At 40.9% G+C, this 18,379-nt stretch carries 16 protein-coding genes and 1 rRNA gene; 3 read left to right on the top strand and 14 right to left on the bottom strand.

Annotated elements, in window-relative coordinates; all coding sequences use genetic code 11:
• Positions 1 to 22: 22 nt before the first annotated feature.
• The 5 genes from AACV00_RS02120 to pepQ form a co-directional block, all read right to left on the bottom strand.
• Positions 23 to 1,565: ribosomal RNA gene (locus tag AACV00_RS02120) — 16S ribosomal RNA — on the bottom strand.
• A gap of 418 nt (positions 1,566 to 1,983) precedes the next feature.
• Entirely contained in the window at positions 1,984 to 2,514 is a 531-nt protein-coding gene (gene hemG, locus AACV00_RS02115) for a menaquinone-dependent protoporphyrinogen IX dehydrogenase (RefSeq protein WP_004246101.1), read from the bottom strand.
• A 20-nt stretch (positions 2,515 to 2,534) separates the two neighbouring features.
• Complete coding sequence (gene trkH, locus AACV00_RS02110; RefSeq protein ID WP_161680100.1) at positions 2,535 to 3,986, bottom strand: Trk system potassium transporter TrkH; 1,452 nt, start codon at positions 3,984 to 3,986, stop codon at positions 2,535 to 2,537.
• 25 nt (positions 3,987 to 4,011) lie between these two features.
• Positions 4,012 to 4,632, bottom strand: coding sequence for an IMPACT family protein (locus AACV00_RS02105; protein WP_004246103.1), 621 nt, complete (start codon positions 4,630 to 4,632; stop codon positions 4,012 to 4,014).
• Positions 4,632 to 5,966 (bottom strand): Xaa-Pro dipeptidase, encoded by a 1,335-nt coding sequence (gene pepQ, locus AACV00_RS02100; protein WP_161680102.1) that lies wholly within the window; start codon positions 5,964 to 5,966, stop codon positions 4,632 to 4,634. Before pepQ ends, AACV00_RS02105 begins: the two co-directional genes overlap by 1 nt.
• Before the next feature lie 288 nt (positions 5,967 to 6,254).
• Between pepQ and fadB the strand changes: the two genes are divergently transcribed.
• Positions 6,255 to 8,435 carry a fatty acid oxidation complex subunit alpha FadB gene (gene fadB / locus AACV00_RS02095; RefSeq protein WP_004246105.1) on the top strand — a complete coding sequence of 727 codons (2,181 nt, stop codon included), beginning with the start codon at positions 6,255 to 6,257 and terminating at the stop codon, positions 8,433 to 8,435.
• A gap of 11 nt (positions 8,436 to 8,446) precedes the next feature.
• Positions 8,447 to 9,610, top strand: coding sequence for an acetyl-CoA C-acyltransferase FadA (fadA, locus tag AACV00_RS02090; RefSeq protein WP_004246106.1), 1,164 nt, complete (start codon positions 8,447 to 8,449; stop codon positions 9,608 to 9,610).
• Between the two features lie 133 nt (positions 9,611 to 9,743).
• Here fadA and fre read toward each other — a convergent pair whose 3' ends face one another.
• From fre to pepE, 3 genes are all read right to left on the bottom strand, one after another.
• The gene (fre, locus tag AACV00_RS02085) at positions 9,744 to 10,445 is read right to left on the bottom strand and encodes an NAD(P)H-flavin reductase (protein WP_004246107.1); all 702 of its coding nucleotides are present in this window, start codon (positions 10,443 to 10,445) and stop codon (positions 9,744 to 9,746) included.
• A 15-nt stretch (positions 10,446 to 10,460) separates the two neighbouring features.
• Positions 10,461 to 11,930: a 4-hydroxy-3-polyprenylbenzoate decarboxylase gene (gene ubiD / locus AACV00_RS02080; RefSeq protein WP_012368791.1), complete on the bottom strand. Its 1,470-nt coding sequence runs from the start codon at positions 11,928 to 11,930 to the stop codon at positions 10,461 to 10,463.
• A gap of 119 nt (positions 11,931 to 12,049) precedes the next feature.
• Complete coding sequence (gene pepE / locus AACV00_RS02075; protein WP_004246111.1) at positions 12,050 to 12,775, bottom strand: dipeptidase PepE; 726 nt, start codon at positions 12,773 to 12,775, stop codon at positions 12,050 to 12,052.
• 284 nt (positions 12,776 to 13,059) lie between these two features.
• On the opposite strand from pepE, the gene rfaH reads away from it, so the two are divergent.
• Complete coding sequence (rfaH, locus tag AACV00_RS02070; RefSeq protein WP_004249522.1) at positions 13,060 to 13,560, top strand: transcription/translation regulatory transformer protein RfaH; 501 nt, start codon at positions 13,060 to 13,062, stop codon at positions 13,558 to 13,560.
• A 62-nt stretch (positions 13,561 to 13,622) separates the two neighbouring features.
• On the opposite strand, the gene tatC is transcribed toward rfaH, so the two are convergent.
• The 6 genes from tatC to ubiE form a co-directional block, all read right to left on the bottom strand.
• On the bottom strand, positions 13,623 to 14,408 hold the full coding sequence (tatC, locus tag AACV00_RS02065; protein ID WP_004246116.1) for a Sec-independent protein translocase subunit TatC: 786 nt from the start codon (positions 14,406 to 14,408) through the stop codon (positions 13,623 to 13,625).
• 3 nt (positions 14,409 to 14,411) lie between these two features.
• The gene (gene tatB, locus AACV00_RS02060) at positions 14,412 to 14,942 is read right to left on the bottom strand and encodes a Sec-independent protein translocase protein TatB (protein WP_004249526.1); all 531 of its coding nucleotides are present in this window, start codon (positions 14,940 to 14,942) and stop codon (positions 14,412 to 14,414) included.
• 3 nt (positions 14,943 to 14,945) lie between these two features.
• Positions 14,946 to 15,212: a Sec-independent protein translocase subunit TatA gene (gene tatA / locus AACV00_RS02055; RefSeq protein WP_004246118.1), complete on the bottom strand. Its 267-nt coding sequence runs from the start codon at positions 15,210 to 15,212 to the stop codon at positions 14,946 to 14,948.
• 125 nt (positions 15,213 to 15,337) lie between these two features.
• On the bottom strand, positions 15,338 to 16,975 hold the full coding sequence (gene ubiB, locus AACV00_RS02050; protein ID WP_004246119.1) for a ubiquinone biosynthesis regulatory protein kinase UbiB: 1,638 nt from the start codon (positions 16,973 to 16,975) through the stop codon (positions 15,338 to 15,340).
• Positions 16,975 to 17,616 (bottom strand): ubiquinone biosynthesis accessory factor UbiJ, encoded by a 642-nt coding sequence (locus AACV00_RS02045; protein ID WP_004246120.1) that lies wholly within the window; start codon positions 17,614 to 17,616, stop codon positions 16,975 to 16,977. Before AACV00_RS02045 ends, ubiB begins: the two co-directional genes overlap by 1 nt.
• A gap of 1 nt (position 17,617) precedes the next feature.
• Complete coding sequence (ubiE, locus tag AACV00_RS02040; RefSeq protein ID WP_004246121.1) at positions 17,618 to 18,373, bottom strand: bifunctional demethylmenaquinone methyltransferase/2-methoxy-6-polyprenyl-1,4-benzoquinol methylase UbiE; 756 nt, start codon at positions 18,371 to 18,373, stop codon at positions 17,618 to 17,620.
• Positions 18,374 to 18,379: the final 6 nt, after the last annotated feature.

Below are 18,379 nucleotides of genomic sequence, written 5' to 3'. Positions count from 1 at the left end.
CACATAACACGTATCTCTTAGGTAAGGAGGTGATCCAACCGCAGGTTCCCCTACGGTTACCTTGTTACGACTTCACCCCAGTCATGAATCACAAAGTGGTAAGCGCCCTCCCGAAGGTTAAGCTACCTACTTCTTTTGCAACCCACTCCCATGGTGTGACGGGCGGTGTGTACAAGGCCCGGGAACGTATTCACCGTAGCATTCTGATCTACGATTACTAGCGATTCCGACTTCATGGAGTCGAGTTGCAGACTCCAATCCGGACTACGACAGACTTTATGAGTTCCGCTTGCTCTCGCGAGGTCGCTTCTCTTTGTATCTGCCATTGTAGCACGTGTGTAGCCCTACTCGTAAGGGCCATGATGACTTGACGTCATCCCCACCTTCCTCCGGTTTATCACCGGCAGTCTCCTTTGAGTTCCCACCATTACGTGCTGGCAACAAAGGATAAGGGTTGCGCTCGTTGCGGGACTTAACCCAACATTTCACAACACGAGCTGACGACAGCCATGCAGCACCTGTCTCAGCGTTCCCGAAGGCACTCCTCTATCTCTAAAGGATTCGCTGGATGTCAAGAGTAGGTAAGGTTCTTCGCGTTGCATCGAATTAAACCACATGCTCCACCGCTTGTGCGGGCCCCCGTCAATTCATTTGAGTTTTAACCTTGCGGCCGTACTCCCCAGGCGGTCGATTTAACGCGTTAGCTCCAGAAGCCACGGTTCAAGACCACAACCTCTAAATCGACATCGTTTACAGCGTGGACTACCAGGGTATCTAATCCTGTTTGCTCCCCACGCTTTCGCACCTGAGCGTCAGTCTTTGTCCAGGGGGCCGCCTTCGCCACCGGTATTCCTCCACATCTCTACGCATTTCACCGCTACACATGGAATTCTACCCCCCTCTACAAGACTCTAGCCAACCAGTTTCAGATGCAATTCCCAAGTTAAGCTCGGGGCTTTCACATCTGACTTAATTGACCGCCTGCGTGCGCTTTACGCCCAGTAATTCCGATTAACGCTTGCACCCTCCGTATTACCGCGGCTGCTGGCACGGAGTTAGCCGGTGCTTCTTCTGCGGGTAACGTCAATTGATAAGGGTATTAACCTTATCACCTTCCTCCCCGCTGAAAGTACTTTACAACCCTAAGGCCTTCTTCATACACGCGGCATGGCTGCATCAGGCTTGCGCCCATTGTGCAATATTCCCCACTGCTGCCTCCCGTAGGAGTCTGGGCCGTGTCTCAGTCCCAGTGTGGCTGATCATCCTCTCAGACCAGCTAGAGATCGTCGCCTAGGTGAGCCTTTACCCCACCTACTAGCTAATCCCATATGGGTTCATCCGATAGTGCAAGGTCCGAAGAGCCCCTGCTTTGGTCCGTAGACATTATGCGGTATTAGCCACCGTTTCCAGTAGTTATCCCCCTCTATCGGGCAGATCCCCATACATTACTCACCCGTCCGCCGCTCGTCAGCAAGAAAGCAAGCTTTCTCCTGTTACCGCTCGACTTGCATGTGTTAGGCCTGCCGCCAGCGTTCAATCTGAGCCATGATCAAACTCTTCAATTAAAAGTGTTTGATGCTCAAAGAAATCGAAAACTTAGCTTATTCATTATATGAATTAACTTGTTAGTCACTCTTCAAGACTTGATACATCTAATTTTTTAGAAGATATCGTCTCTGCGAGTGCCCACACAGATTGTCTGATAATTTGTTAAAGAGCAGTGCAACTATCGCTGCCGTTTCCGGTCTTCTGCGTTGTTGCGAGGAGGCGTATATTACGCTATTCCTCTGAAGAGTCAAGAGTTTTTTCAAACTTTTTTCTTTTCTCTTCCCTTTCCGTCGTTGCTGTTGTCAGCTCATCGTCGGTCAGTGGGTGCGCATTATAGGGGCTTCTCAGATTAGCGCAAGTGTTTTTTGAAAAAAATTCACCGTTCGATTAAAACCCCAACAATACGTACAAAAAACAGGTCACAACGAACAGATATCACTCAATTTTGGAAAATTTTGTCGCAAATTCGCTAACTTTATTCCAATCAGTATATTCGATTTCTTTTGTTGGATCGGTTTCACCCTTAGTCATCTTCATAATAAGCTGGATCATCACTCTATCAATCCATTTATAACGTGGGTAAAGAAGCGCGCCTGCAAAAACACCTGTTAATCTAGGCTTCCATGGAGTCTTATCTAAAAACTTACGCATATAAGCATTGGTTTCGGGTGTACTCTTTTCAGCTTTTCTTGCCGTAAGGTTCACCCCAAAAAAGGCGGATGGCATACTATTTAATTGAGAAAGGTGTTGGGTAATAAATTTATCCAGTACTTTATTAAAATAGCCATATCTAATTGATGCCCCAACTAACACTTTATTATAAGCAGATAAATTAAGGCTATGGTGAACAGCAGTTAAATCCCTTACATCACATTCATAGCCCTGTTGTCTTAGTTCATTAGCTATGTGCGTCATTATTTTTTTAGTTTGACCATCTGTACTGCAGTACAGCAACAGCGCGCTCATACATCACTCCTTGTTTTTGGTTAATCACGCCAAAATGTTGGTGTAAATAAAACCAATAATGTGAAAACTTCTAATCGGCCAAATAACATGGTGACAACAAGTATCCACTTAGCGGCTGGATTCATTGTTGTAAAGTTATCAGCAACAATACCTAATCCTGGACCCAAATTATTAAGTGTTGTAGTAATAGCAGAAAAAGCAGAAAACTCATCAACACCTGTCGCTATTAATAGCATTAAACTAATAATAAACACTAAAGCATATGCTGAGAAAAAGCCCCAAACCGCTTCTATAATACGCTCTGGTAATGCTCGATGTCCTAGTTTAATCGTATAAACCGCATTAGGGTGTACAAGACGTTTTAATTCACGAGAGCCTTGTAAAAATAGCAGTAAGATACGGATTACTTTTAATCCCCCCCCCGTTGAACCAGCACAGCCCCCGATAAAGGCAGAGCACAACAGTAACAGAGGTAAAAAAGTTGGCCACTGGGCAAAACTATCTGTTGCAAACCCTGCGGTTGTTGCCATTGAAACAACTTGGAAAAAAGCTTGATTAATTGTTGTCCATCCAGAGTCATATACCGAATAGAGCCATAGAATAAGGCTACAAATAATCACTAATCCGAGCTGTATAAAGATAAACATGCGAAATTCAGGATCACGCCAATAAATATTGAGGCTTCGCCCTGTTAAAACCGAAAAGTGTAAAGCAAAGTTACACCCTGAAATTAATAGAAAAACACCAATAATGACGTTAATTGTTGGACTATTAAAATAGCCAATGCTTGCATCATGGGTAGAAAATCCACCGATTGCAATGGTAGAAAAACTATGCGAGATAGCATCAAACACGTCCATACCCGCAATCCACAACGCAAGGGCACAAATAATAGTGAGTAAGACATAAATCAGCCACAATGCTTTTGCAGTTTCTGCGATCCTTGGGCGCATTTTATTGTCTTTCAAAGGCCCCGGCATTTCTGCCCGATAAAGCTGCATTCCCCCAACGCCTAACAGTGGAAGAATTGCCACCGCTAATACGATGATCCCCATTCCCCCTAACCATTGCAGCATTTGGCGATAAAATAAAATCGCTTTAGGTAAGCTATCCAACCCAACAAGTGTCGTAGCCCCTGTGGTTGTTAATCCGGAAAAAGATTCAAAAAAGGCATCGGTAATCGATAGATGAGGTTGTTCCGAAAAAATAAAAGGCAATGCCCCTACGCTGCCTAACACAGTCCAAAATAAAACCACAATAAGAAAACCTTCTTTGGGTTTTAGATCACTTTTATTGTTTCGATTGGGGATCCACAACATTAGCCCAATAATAAGAGCGACAATAAATGTTTGACTAAATGCTCGTCCTGCACCATCCCGATAGATCAACGCAACGATACCGGGGATGATCATCGTGACAGAGAATAAAATAACAAGTAGCCCAACAATTCGGGTTATTGAACGAAAATGCATTTAGCGATTTCCTTGGTAGCAACGATTATTCATTCGGTTCTAAACATATTAATTGCATACTGCCACGACTGATATCGCGTAGTTTACTTTCAACTTTTTCACTCTCTACTGCTGGCAATGATAGTTCAAAAGTGACTTTATCAGTATATTCACTAGAGAGGATCTTCCCTTGATATTCTGCAACAACTTGCTCAAGTAATGACACCAAGGAATATTCACACTCCACAAGAAATCGGCGCTGAGGTACTTTAGTTTTCGTTGGCAAAAGTTTTAATGCCTGCTGTACCCCACTGCCATAAGCACGTACTAATCCACCAGTGCCTAATTTGATCCCGCCGAAATAACGTACCACAACCGCAGTCACCTCTCCCATACCACTCCCTAACAGGGGTGCTAGAATAGGTTTTCCGGCCGTGCCTGTTGGTTCACCATCGTCAGAAAAACCTAACTGCTGTGAATCATCAGGTCTTCCGGCAACAAATGCCCAACAATGATGCCGAGCATCGGGAAACTGCGCTTTAATTGATTGGATATACGCTTTGGCAGCCTCAATCCCTTCAGTATGAGCAATAAATGTAATAAAACGGCTCTTCTTTATTTCTTCACTGAATTCTACCGTTTCAGCGGGGATCAAATAAGCTTTCATCAGGCTAAATGTAAGTCTCTTGTCATATTTTCAATTTTGTTATCGTGAATAATAATATTATCTTCAATACGAATGCCACCAAAAGGCTTGAAGTGTTCAATCAAATGCCAATCAAAATGACTACGATATTTCCCTTCACGCCAAGGTGCTAATAACGAATCAATAAAATAGAATCCTGGCTCAATGGTAAGTACCATTCCCGGCTCTACAATACGTGTACAACGTAAGAAAGGATACATGGCTGGCGCAGCTAAATGAGTCCCTTTATCATCCTGCATAAATCCACCCGCATCATGAACTTGTAAACCTAGCGCATGGCCTAATCCATGTGGTAAGAAGGGAGTTGTTAATCCTTCACTCACCATCTCTTCTTCGCTAATCCCCTTAACGATACCGTATTTATGTAATAATCCGGCAATACGTTGATGCATTTGAATATGATATTCGCTGTAGCGTACTCCCGCTTTCATTGTCGCTATCAATGCCTGTTGCGCATCATTCATATCTTTGACTAAAGCAGTAAATTCATGATTTTCTTTCGCTGAATAAGTACGCGTAATATCCGCAGCATACCCATTATACTCTGCTCCCGCATCAATAAGGAAACTACGATATTCATCTGGCGATTGATGATCTAATTTGGTGTAATGCAAAACAGCAGCATGTTCATTTAATGCAACAATATTGCCATAAGGTACATCTGTGTCCCGATGTCCTGTTGCCATTAAATAAGCCATATTAATATCAAATTCACTTAACTCAGCTTGGAATGCCTCACGAGCGGCGATATGTCCATTGACTGCCATTTTCTGCGCTTCGCGCATACATGCCAGTTCATAACCCGTTTTATAAGCACGATAATAATGATAATAGTTAAGAAGAGATTGGTTATTAACATTATCAAGACTGACACCTAATGAATCAGCCCGTTGTGTATTTGGCCCAATATAAGCAGTATTTTTATTAATAAAAGGTGCTAGCTCTTTTTGAATATCATCGACATTTTTTAAATGGATCAGCTCAATTTCATGGGTCCAATAGCTACTTGGTAAAGCTTCAACACTATGCCAATAATCAACAGGTGAATAGAACCAGAGTTTTGGTTTATTGACACCATCAACCAATAACCAACAATGTGGCACATCAGTTACTGGCACCCCCGCTTTAAAGTGTGCATTCACTTTAAAAGGGTAATCACTATCATCAAGGAAAACACCAATAGGTTCACCAGAGTGAATCAAGACATTATCAAGGTGGTGTCTAGATAAAGCATCACGAGTACGATTTTGTAGTGTTTTGATATGTTCTTGATACAGAGAAAGCAATTTTTCCATTACTAATCACCTATCTTTATTTATTGTTAATTATTCAGCTTAACACGCCAACTCTTTTACAGGGTAACACCATAGCAAAAATAGCTTACCATGACTTATTACTATGTTTTTACGATCCTTAATTATGCTGATTTATTCATTTAAACCAATCATATAAAAATCAATATATTAGATAATTTCATTGTGATCAGCCCTACATTTCCTTAATCAAATATTTGCAATTAATTAACATTGTATTCACACTCTAATTATCTGGTCATACCAGTTTATACTTTAGGGAGAATACAAATGCTCTATCAAAGCGAAAATATTCAAGCCGATTGGGTGAAGCAAGGTATTGTTGAGCTCGTTTTCAATGCTAGCGGTTCTATTAATAAATTAGATACAAAAACGGTGGCAATGTTAAGCGAAGCGTTAACAGTATTAGAAAACACATCTGATCTAAAAGGGGTTATTTTACGTTCAGAAAAACCCGCCTTTATTGTTGGTGCCGATATTACCGAATTTTTATCACTTTTTGATGCACCGGTTGAAGAACTGACACAATGGCTACATTTTGCTAATCATATTTTCAATCGATTAGAAGATCTCCCCGTTCCTACTGTTTCTGCCATTAATGGCTACGCCCTAGGCGGTGGCTGTGAATGTGTATTAGCAACGGATTTTCGTATTGCATCACCGGATTTACGCATTGGTTTACCCGAAACAAAACTTGGTATTATGCCGGGTTTTGGTGGCTCTGTTCGGCTACCTCGCCTTATTGGCGTTGATAATGCCTTAGAAATTATTACCGCAGGTAAAGATATTAATGCCGAAACGGCACTTAAGAATGGCTTAATTCAAGCTATTGTCCCTGTTGATAAGCTAAAAGAAAGTGCCATTTCACTGATAGAGCAAGCCATTGATGGCAAATTTGACTGGCAAGCTGCTCGTCAACCTAAAACTGTGGCGTTAAGATTAACGGAACTTGAACATAAAATGTCATTTGCTGTGGCAAAAGGCATGGTGATGAAAGTCGCAGGCCCTCATTATCCAGCCCCAATGACCGCCGTTAATACGATAGAAAAAGCCGCATTTCTAGATAGAAAAGCGGCACTTGAATTGGAAACAGAAAACTTTGTCAAACTGACCCGCACCGATGTTGCCAAAGCATTAGTGGGTATTTTCCTTAATGATCAATATGTGAAAGGCATTACTAAAAAGCGTCATGCTAGCTTGCCAAAACAAGCGGCAGTATTAGGCGCGGGGATCATGGGTGGCGGAATTGCCTATCAATCTGCACTAAAAGGCATTCCTGTTACCATGAAAGATATTAATGCCAACTCCCTTGAATTGGGTATGACAGAAGCACTCAGTCTGTTACAAAAACGTCAAGAAAAAGGACGTATGAGTGCCGTTGATATGGCAAAAACCCTCGCTTCTATTCATCCTACCCTAAACTATGCCAGTGTAGCTGATGCACAAATTGTGGTCGAAGCGGTGGTTGAAAACCCTAAAGTAAAAGCCTCTGTACTTGCTGAAACCGAAGCGCTCCTTGCTGATCATGCTGTACTTGCTTCGAATACCTCAACAATCCCCATTTCGCTACTTGCCAAATCACTAACACGCCCTGAAAATTTCTGTGGAATGCACTTCTTTAATCCCGTTCACCGCATGCCTTTAGTTGAGATCATTAAAGGTGAAAAAACCAGCGAAGAGACGATTAATCGCATTGTCAGTTATGCTAGCAAAATGGGTAAAACGCCAATCATTGTTAATGACTGCCCGGGGTTCTTTGTCAATCGCGTGCTCTTCCCTTATTTCGCCGGATTTTCTCTTTTATTAAGAGATGGTGCTGATTTTATTGCTGTAGATAAAGTGATGGAAAAAGCCTTTGGCTGGCCAATGGGTCCGGCTTATTTACTGGATGTTGTCGGTATCGATACAGCGAATCATGCTCAAGCAGTGATGGCTCAAGGTTTCCCAGACAGAATGGGAAGTATTGATAAAGACGTTATTGCGCTTTTATATCAACAACAACGCTATGGTCAGAAAAATAATCATGGTTTCTATGACTACACTATTGATAAGCGTGGTAAAAAACAAAAGCAGGTAGATAACGATATTCACAGCCTTATTGAACATCATGTCGGCAAAAAACAGGAATTTAACCAAGACACTATTATTGCTCGTATGATGATCCCAATGATCAATGAAGTTATTCGTTGCTTAGATGAAGGCATTATCGCCTCACCTGCAGAAGCCGATATTGCATTAGTGTATGGTTTAGGCTTCCCTCCTTTCCGTGGTGGTGTCTTCCGTTACCTCGATACCATTGGATTAGCACAATTTGTTGCAAATGCAGAGCAATACTCAGAATTAGGGCCACTTTACCAAATTCCTGAGAGCTTAAAACAAAAAGCATTACGTAACGAAACCTACTATCCAAAGCCTGCAAAAGTAGATGTTAACATCAGAGAACTCGCTTAAGGAGAGAAGAAATGGAAAAGGTTGTCATAATTGATGGTGTTCGCACCCCAATGGGACGTTCAAAAGGCGGGGCATTTCGCCATGTAAGAGCTGAAAATCTCTCTGCGCAATTAATGCAAGCTTTGCTTAAGCGTAACCCTGATATTGATCCCAATGATATTGGCGATGTGATTTGGGGCTGTGTGCAACAAACTTTAGAGCAAGGCTTTAATATTGCACGTAATGCCGCACTATTAGCAGAATTACCGCATAAAGTTCCGGCAGTAACCGTCAATCGTTTATGTGGCTCTTCGATGCAAGCCTTGCATGACGGTGCTCGCCAAATTATGTTAGGAGAGAGCCAAGTTGCTTTAATTGGTGGCGTTGAACATATGGGTCATGTACCGATGACCTATAATGCTGACTTTAACCCAGCATTAAATCTTTCTGTGGCAAAGGCTTCATTCTCAATGGGGTTAACTGCAGAAATGTTAGCAAAATCATTTCAAATATCTCGTGAAGAACAAGACAAATTCGCCTATCGCTCACACCATTTAGCCGCCCTCGCGACCCAAAAAGGCTATTTTGACAACGAACTTGTTGCCATTAATGGTCATGATGCAGCAGGAGATTTTATACGCGTCAGCACGGATGAAGTTATCCGTTATAACCCAAGCCTTGATGAATTAGCACAACTTAGACCCGTGTTTGATCCCGCCACGGGCTCCGTCACTGCGGGGAATTCATCGGCCGTCTCTGATGGGGCATCCGCGATGTTTATCACGAGCGAAAGTTATGCTAAGCAACATCATTTAAAACCCCGTGCAATTATTCGTTCGATGGCGGTAACAGGTTGTGATCCGGCAATCATGGGATATGGTCCCGTTCCTGCCACTGAAATAGCGCTAAAGAAAGCAGGGTTAACCCTCAGTGATATTGATATCTTTGAACTTAACGAAGCCTTTGCAGCGCAATCCTTAGCTTGCATGAAAAAAATGAACTTACTCGATAGCATTGATGACAAAATCAATCTTAATGGTGGTGCTATTGCACTTGGGCATCCATTAGGTTGTTCTGGTGCCAGAATAACCACCACGCTATTAAATATTATGGAGCGTAAAGATGCACAATTAGGATTAGCGACAATGTGTATTGGATTAGGCCAAGGGATAGCAACCATTATTGAGCGAGTTTAATCAAGATGATTTTTCATTTTGAGTAATATCACTTGGTTGACATGTTTGATTGCTTGGTTTTTTAACCATTTTCCCGCCGTCAGGGGCGGGTTTTTTTATGGTTTTTTTATGGTTTTTTTATCGTTATTGCTTATTAAATAAACTCAAAAGCATCACTAAATAAGCGTTCTCTATCAGCATTACGCTCATTACAAAAACGATCTCGCGCTATTTTAGCCATTTCAAAACGTCCTGCGATATAAATATCATAGGATGATAAATCGCCAAAATCTTCACTAATTGCCGTTAATACAGTCCCTTTTCTACCACGCCAAGCGTCATCAGGTTGTTCAACAACAGGTACGACTGATAATGAGGGATACTTTTCCGTTAAATCTTGCAACTCATTAAGATCATAAAGATGTACCTGCTCTCGTCCTCCCCAATAAAGCGTTATCGCACGTTGAGGATTTTCTTGTAATGCCGCTAGCAAGATAGAGTGAGTATAAGAAAATCCTGTTCCTCCTGCGATAAGCAACAAAGGACGTTGGCTCTGTTGTCTAAACCACGCATTACCATGGGGAATATCAATCTTTAATTGTTGAGTTTCTAAAATAAGATCGAGCACAGCCATTGCGTAAAGATTCAGATCTGACGCGCCAATATGAAGCTCAATAAAGTCTTTATTTTCGGGAATAGAGGCAATAGAGAATGGGCGCTTATCTCGCTCATCCATAACCGCTAAAAGGTATTGTCCAGCCTGAAAATCAAATGGGCCATCAGGTAATAATCTTACCCGATACACCGTATCTGTTATCGGCTCAACGAGTGAGACTTTACAGTTCAGTATCGCCATGTTGTTCCTCTATTATTATTTAACAATATCGAGCTGTTCCCAAATAGTATCGACCCGCTGTTTTATTTCATCCGTCATTACGATAGGTCGCCCCCACTCTCTCTCTGTTTCACCGGGCCATTTATTGGTCGCATCTAACCCCATTTTGGAGCCTAAACCTGAAACAGGTGAAGCAAAATCAAGATAATCAATTGGCGTATTTTCCATCATAATGGTATCTCTTGCGGGATCCATTCTAGTTGTGATAGCCCAAATCACATCTTTCCAATCTCTTGCATTCACATCATCATCGCAAACAATCACAAATTTAGTATACATAAATTGTCGCAAATAAGACCAAACTCCCATCATTACGCGTTTAGCGTGACCAGCATACTGCTTTTTCATGGTCACAACCGCTAAACGATAAGAGCAACCTTCAGGAGGTAAATAAAAATCGACAATCTCAGGAAATTGTTTTTGTAATATCGGTACTAATACTTCATTAAGCGCAACGCCTAATACTGCCGGCTCATCCGGTGGACGCCCTGTATAAGTAGAGTGATAGATAGCATCTTTACGACGTGTTAGATGTGTTATGGTAAATACTGGAAAAGAGTCAATCTCATTATAATAACCAGTATGATCACCATATGGCCCTTCTGGTGCAAGCTCACCGGGTTCGATATACCCTTCGAGAATAATTTCGGCACTTGCCGGGACTTCCAAGTCATTGGAAAGGCATTTAACGACTTCTGTTTTATTACCTCGCAATAATCCAGCAAAGGCATATTCAGATAATGTATCTGGTACTGGCGTTACGGCACCTAAAATTGTCGCAGGATCAGCCCCTAATGCAACAGAAACGGGAAAACGTTCTCCTGGGTGTTTTTGACACCATTCTTGGAAATCTAACGCGCCACCGCGATGAGATAACCAACGCATAATCACCTTATTTTTGCCAAGCACTTGTTGGCGATAAATACCTAAATTCTGGCGCTCTTTAAAAGGCCCTCGCGTTACTGTAAGTCCCCATGTAATCAAAGGGGCTGCATCTTCAGGCCAACAATGCATCACGGGGATCTTAGTTAAATCAACATCATCGCCAGTTAACACAACCTCCTGACAAGGGGCTTTGCTCAGGCGCTTAGTTGGCATATTTAAAACTTGCTTAAATTTAGGTAACTTATCAAAAAGATCACGAAATCCTTTCGGAGGATCAGGCTCTTTTAAAAATGCTAATAGCTTACCCACTTCATGTAAGGCTTTAACATCATCTTGCCCCATCCCCATAGCAACACGCTCAGGTGTACCAAATAAATTACATAGCACTGGCATATCAAACCCTTTAGGATTTTCAAATAACAGTGCAGGCCCACCAGCACGTAATGTTCTGTCCGCTATTTCGGTCATTTCAAGGTAGGGATCTATTTCAAAGGTGATGCGTTTTAATTCACCTTTTTCTTCGAGTAATGAAAGGAAATCTCTTAAATCGCGGTATTTCATCATAATCTTACGAGCCAGTGAGTGAGAGAAAAGAGGGCAAAGCCCTCTTTGAAACACTATAAGCTAAACGCATAACTCACTAAAAAGCAATGCCTTTTATATGAGATTGCAAATTATTATTATAAACAGCGAAATGGAACCCATTTTGCCAACATTTTTGTATCAAACTGTTCTGGAAAAGTTTTTCCATGTTGGAAAATTTTAAAGCCTTCATTTTTAGCGCTGTAATAACGTAACTCTTCACCCTGAATATATAAGTAACTACCTTCACGAATGGCAACCACTATCTCGTCTGGGTTCATCGCACAAAACTCCGCAATACGCTCATCTCGAGTTTCGCCCATATGTCCACTAATGGTGGCATCAATATAGTGCGGGTTAATTTGTACAGGGAATAATCCCAGTGAAGGCATAACAACAGAACAGCGCACAGGCATATCATTTGTAGTACGGATAGTCGGAGTGGCAACATTACAACCCGCACTCCAACCGATATAAGGGATATTACGTTCACGAACTGCACGCTGGATAGGAACCACTAATCCTTTCTCATGCAGCATTTGGTTTAATAACCACGTATTCCCCCCACTAACTAAAATACACTCAGCATTGTTAATGGCTTCCACTTCTGAATCAAAATGTTCAATACAAGTCACTTCAATACCTAATACTTCTGATAATTCACGAGCACGTTGGTCGTGATCAGAACGAATAACCGCATATGCAATAAGCACGGCAGAACGAATACCACGCTTTTTAATCATGCTGTCGATATTATCTTTGGCGTAACTTAACCATTGTGGGTCCCCGGCAATCTTCCCATTACTCAATAAAAAAACTTCCATTTGAAAACCTCTTTATAATTATGGATCAGGATCTAAGATAATTATCTTGGGAGTTTTTTCTTGTTTTTGCCATCATTTTTTTGTCAACTTGTTACCTCTATCTGAGATAAGATTGAAACTTCTCAAAACCACTGCATTTATTGCGTCTGAACACGGTTTCAGTGATCATTTTCTAGTATAAAATTGCATTTCACTTGTTACATTTACCGACAGATGACTGTTACCTTTATCATAAATTTGCTATTATCCTCCTAATTAAGATCAACTAACCCTTTGTCTCTATTATGAAAAACTGGCACCTTCTGTATTGTAAACGCGGACAAATCGCTCGGGCGATCGAACACTTAGAACGTCAGCAGGTGATCTGCTTTACGCCGATGGTGACAATAGAAAAGTTAATAAGAAATAAAAGAACTTTGGTCACCGAGCCTTTGTTCCCGAATTATCTATTTATTCAATTTGATCCAGAGGTCATTCATACCACTACGATAAATTCTACCCGTGGTGTTAATGCCTTTGTGCGCTTTGGACGCTATCCTGTCACAGTGCCACAAGAGGTTATAGATACCTTACAATCGCCGTCACCGTCTTCAGTTATCTACAGTGAAGAAAATGTGCCGCATAGTGGTGATTATGTATTAATTACGGAAGGTGTTTTTCAGGGGATCAAAGCGATATACCAAGAGCCAGACGGCGAAACTCGCTCTATTTTGCTATTAAAAATATTAAATAATGAAGTGAAAAAATCCGTTGATAATAAAGAGTTTAAAAAAGAGCCTTTCTAAAAAGTTAACCCAGCCTTAGCTGGGTTAATAAATTATGTTTTTAGAAAACTCACTTCCTAAAATTATTTCTGCTGTTCTGTTGCTTGCGCCTCAGCCTCTTCAGCTTCTTCTTCTGGTGTTTTTCTTCTGCCATTATTGACATAAAAACGGGACACCAAGACACCAATCTCAAACAATAAATACATCGGTATTGCTAATAATGTTTGAGAAAAAACATCAGGTGGCGTTAATACCATGCCAATAACAAAAGCACCCACTAAGATATAAGGACGTTTTTTCTTTAATGCATCAGGTGTTGTGACACCACTCCAGCACAGCAAGATGATCGCAATAGGAACTTCAAATGCGGCCCCAAACGCCATAAACAGCGTCATTACGAAACTTAAATACTTACTGATATCTGGAATAAAGTTAACCCCTTCTGGGGTAGTATTCACAAAGAAACCAAATGCAAGTGGAAACACAACAAAATACGCAAACGCCATACCGAGATAAAATAATACGGTACTTGAAACCAGTAACGGTAACATTAAGCGACGTTCATGTTTATACAGTGCTGGTGCGATAAAAGCCCATACCTGATAAAGGATCACAGGAACAGAAGCAAAAACGGATACCATAATAGTCAATTTAATCGGCGTCAAAAAAGTTGAGGCAACATCAGTCGCACTCATATTTGACCCCTGCGGCAACTTATCAAGTAAAGGTGCCGAGATTAATTGATAGATATCGTTAGAAAAATAAACCAAAGCCAGAAAAACCACTAGAACTGAAACTAAGCTGTACATTAGACGCTTACGCAGTTCTATTAAATGGCTGATCAGCGGTTGGGTATCATTTACTGCCATGTTTTAGTGCTCACCATTTGCCTGATCAGTTGTTTTCTTCTCTACTGTTACTGTTTTGGTAACAGGAACATCTGGCTTAATAACATGTTCTGTATTTTCAGTTACCGTTTTGGAACTGTGTTGAACATCGTCATTCGCTTCATTCGCTTCAGCCAGTGCCGCTAAATCAGAAGGCGTAGGTTCCGTAGAGTCGGTTTTTACAGACTGCTCTGTCTCTGTAGATCCTGGCGTTGTAGGTGCTTGATAAGTTTCTTTTAAAGACTGTGCAGCCTCTTTTAACTCATCCATCGACGCTTTTAGCTCAGGGGATAATGTTTGCAAATTCGCTTTCTCTTCCACTTTCTTCAGGCTCTCTTGAAGCTCTTGAAGTTTTAGTTCTTGAGTTAGCTCATTTTGCACATTCGCCGCCAAAGAGCGTAATGCCCTTACCCAGCCAGCAATTGTTTTTACTGCTACGGGCAATCGTTCTGGCCCCAGAAAAACAAGACCTATCACCATGACCAATAGCAGCTGACTAAAACCAATGTCAAACACGGTTTACACCTGCTCTTTATTTTTGCTCTCAGTGGTTGACTTCTCTTCTGTCGAAGTCTTCTGCGCTAAATTTTTAGTATCAAAATCTGCGTCGTTCGTGGTTTTTTCTGCGTTGTTGGTCTCTTTTTGGTTTTCGTCACCCATCGCTTTTTTAAAGCCTTTGACTGAAGCACCCAAATCTGAGCCTAAAGTGCGCAGTTTATTAGTACCAAATAATAAGACTACGATGACAGCGATGATGAGTAATTGCCAAATGCTAATACCGCCCATTTTATGTTCCTCAACTATTTTAGGAGTTATACTTTACAACAGTGCCCATTATATACATCGAATTCAATTTTCGGGAATCTCGAATTCATATTATAAATTGTTCAAAGACAAACTTTGATGTGTTTTTATTGTGCATTACCTGATTTAAACCAGCCCCAAATCCATGCGAGAAGGCCTAAACTGATAAAAACACTAAATAATGTTTTAAAACCAGAAACAAAAAACAGGCTACCGCATAAAAATAGCGTTGTTCCCATACCCAATAAAAAATAGGACTGTCTTTGTTTGACTCTCTGTGAACTTATTTGTTCCGTCAATTTTTCTAGCGTTAACTTCATATTTTTGTGTTGTTTCAGGCTATCATAAACCAATTCAGGCAATTCAGGCATCTTTTCAATCCAGTAAGGCGCCTTACTTTTGATACCATTTACCAACGCAGTAATACCAATTTGACTATGTAGCCAATCTTCTAAGAAAGGTTTTGCCGTTTTCCAAAGGTCAAGCTGTGGATAAAGCTGACGACCTAAGCCTTCAACATACAACAAAGTTTTTTGCAGTAAAACCAATTGCGGTTGTACTTCCATATTAAAACGACGAGCCGTATTAAAAAGATTCAGTAGCACATGCCCAAAAGAAATTTCTGACAAGGGTTTTTCAAAGATTGGCTCACACACTGTGCGAATAGCAAATTCAAAATCTTCTACATTGGTATCAGCAGGTACCCAACCAGAATCAACGTGTAACTCAGCCACACGACGATAGTCACGATTAAAGAATGCTAAGAAGTTTTCCGCTAAATAACGTTTATCTTCTTTATTCAGTGAGCCGACAATACCACAGTCAATGCCAATATAGTATGGATTTTCCGGATGATCATAACTGATAAATACATTACCTGGATGCATATCTGCATGGAAAAAACTGTCTCTAAATACTTGAGTAAAAAAGACTTTAACCCCACGCTCTGCCAATAGCTTCATATTGGTATTTTGGGCATTTAACGCATCAATATCTGAAACAGGAATACCATAAATACGCTCCATCACCATTACATTTTCATGGCAATAATCCGAATACACTTCCGGAATATAAAGCATAGAGCTATTTTCAAAGTTACGACGCAATTGAATGGCATTTGCCGCTTCACGTAATAGGTTTAGCTCATCAAGTAATGTTTTTTCATATTCGCGGATCACTTCTTTAGGCCGTAACCGACGCCCATCGGGTAAAAATGGCAATAAATTCGCTAACCGATACATCAAACGAATATCCGCTTTAATAACAGGCTGAATATCAGGACGGATCACCTTTAATACCACTTCTTTACCATTTTCTTTCAATGTAGCGGTATGAACTTGTGCAATAGACGCAGAAGCAAGAGGTGTTTCGTCAAAATCATCAAACCATTTATCGATAGGGCCACCAAATGATTTTTCAATATATTGTCGCGCTTTTTTACCATCAAAAGGGGCTACTTTATCTTGCAGTAACGCTAACTGATCAGCGATATGAGGAGGAAAAAGATCACGTCGAGTCGATAACATTTGACCCAGTTTTATCCAAACAGGCCCTAATGTTTGTAATGCAAGTCGTAAGCGCTCACCTAATGGTTTATCGGCATGCTGATTTTTGATCCAAAATAGTGCTCGGCACCCCAATCTTGCAGGCAAGGTAATTCGATGTTTAGGAATTAACTCATCAAGCCCATAAGATAAGAAGACTTTAATAATATGATAAAGGCGCTTTAACTCACTGAGGAGCATTATTTTTTCTCCAAGGTGCTTAACCGTTTTTCTAACTCGGCTGTTTGCTGTGCCAGTTGTTCTATTTCATCATAAAAATGGACAGTCTCTAATGTTGAGGGGGCGGTTTTCCACTCTTCAATCAAAGCGTCTCTTAAATAAGCTTTTTGTCGGCCAAATAGTGTAGTGAATAATTTGAGCCCTTTACTTGCTGCAAGCGATAATCCTTCAGCAGCCAAATCACCAATATAAGGCGCTAAATATTGCGCAGGCTCCCAGGGTGCCATATCCAGCAAGGCAGACCAGTTTTGTACCACCTGCATATCGCCTTCAATGGTAATATCACCACGATTAATTAATTCAGACAACTTTTGTCGGTCAGTGAGTTTAATTAAGGTTAATAATTTAGTTTTTATCGTGCAATCAGTCTCATCATTCCATTGAGTTAACACATCAACTTGCTGTTCGCTGAAAATTAAATAGATAGATTGAGGAAACTCATTAATAGAAAGCGCCAAGACTTTGCCCGCAAGGCGATTGCGGGCAGGTTTAAGCACATTTTCCTGATATAAAACATGATTAAGTGCCGTTTCCATCGATGCAGTTATCAGTGGATAGAGCACTTGAGAAGCAATATCATGAGAAAAAGTGGCTTTTTCCATCTTAGAATTTAAACCCTTTGTGTAATGCAACTATACCTCCAGTCATATTGGTATAGGAAACCTGATCAAACCCAGCTTCTTCCATCATTCCTTTTAATGTTTCTTGGTCTGGGTGCATGCGAATAGATTCTGTTAAATAGCGATAGCTATCTGCATCATTCACAATCACTTGACCAATTCTTGGTAATATATGGAAAGAGTAAGCATCATAAATCTTACTTAGCGGATCAAGAACGGGTTTAGAGAATTCAAGGACTAATAGACGTCCACCGGGTTTTAGCACACGGAACATAGAACGTAACGCTTTGGCTTTATCAGTCACATTACGTAAACCGAACGAGATAGTGATACAGTCAAAGTAATCATCAGGGAATGGCAACTCTTCTGCATTTGCTTGTACATAACTGACATTACCAACAATACCGTGATCACGCAGTTTCTCACGTCCCATTTTTAACATGGAGTCATTGATATCAGCTAAAACCACTTCACCATTCTCTCCCACTAAACGAGAGAATTTTGCCGTTAAATCACCGGTTCCACCTGCCAAGTCAAGTACACGTTGATTACGTCTTACACCACTTGCCTCAATGGTATAGCGTTTCCAGACACGATGGATGCCAAAAGACATTAAGTCATTCATTAAATCGTATTTAGATGCAACAGAGTGAAAAACCTTGGCCACCATGGTTTGTTTTTCATCTTTGTCAACGGTTTGGAAACCAAAATCTGTTGTTTCCTTAGATTGTTGAGTCATATTATT

This window comes from Proteus sp. G3927, assembly GCF_963894685.1.
Taxonomy (GTDB): domain Bacteria; phylum Pseudomonadota; class Gammaproteobacteria; order Enterobacterales; family Enterobacteriaceae; genus Proteus; species Proteus mirabilis.
The sequence above is the reverse complement of the archived record's forward strand: the minus strand, read 5'-3'. Positions and strand labels throughout refer to the sequence as shown.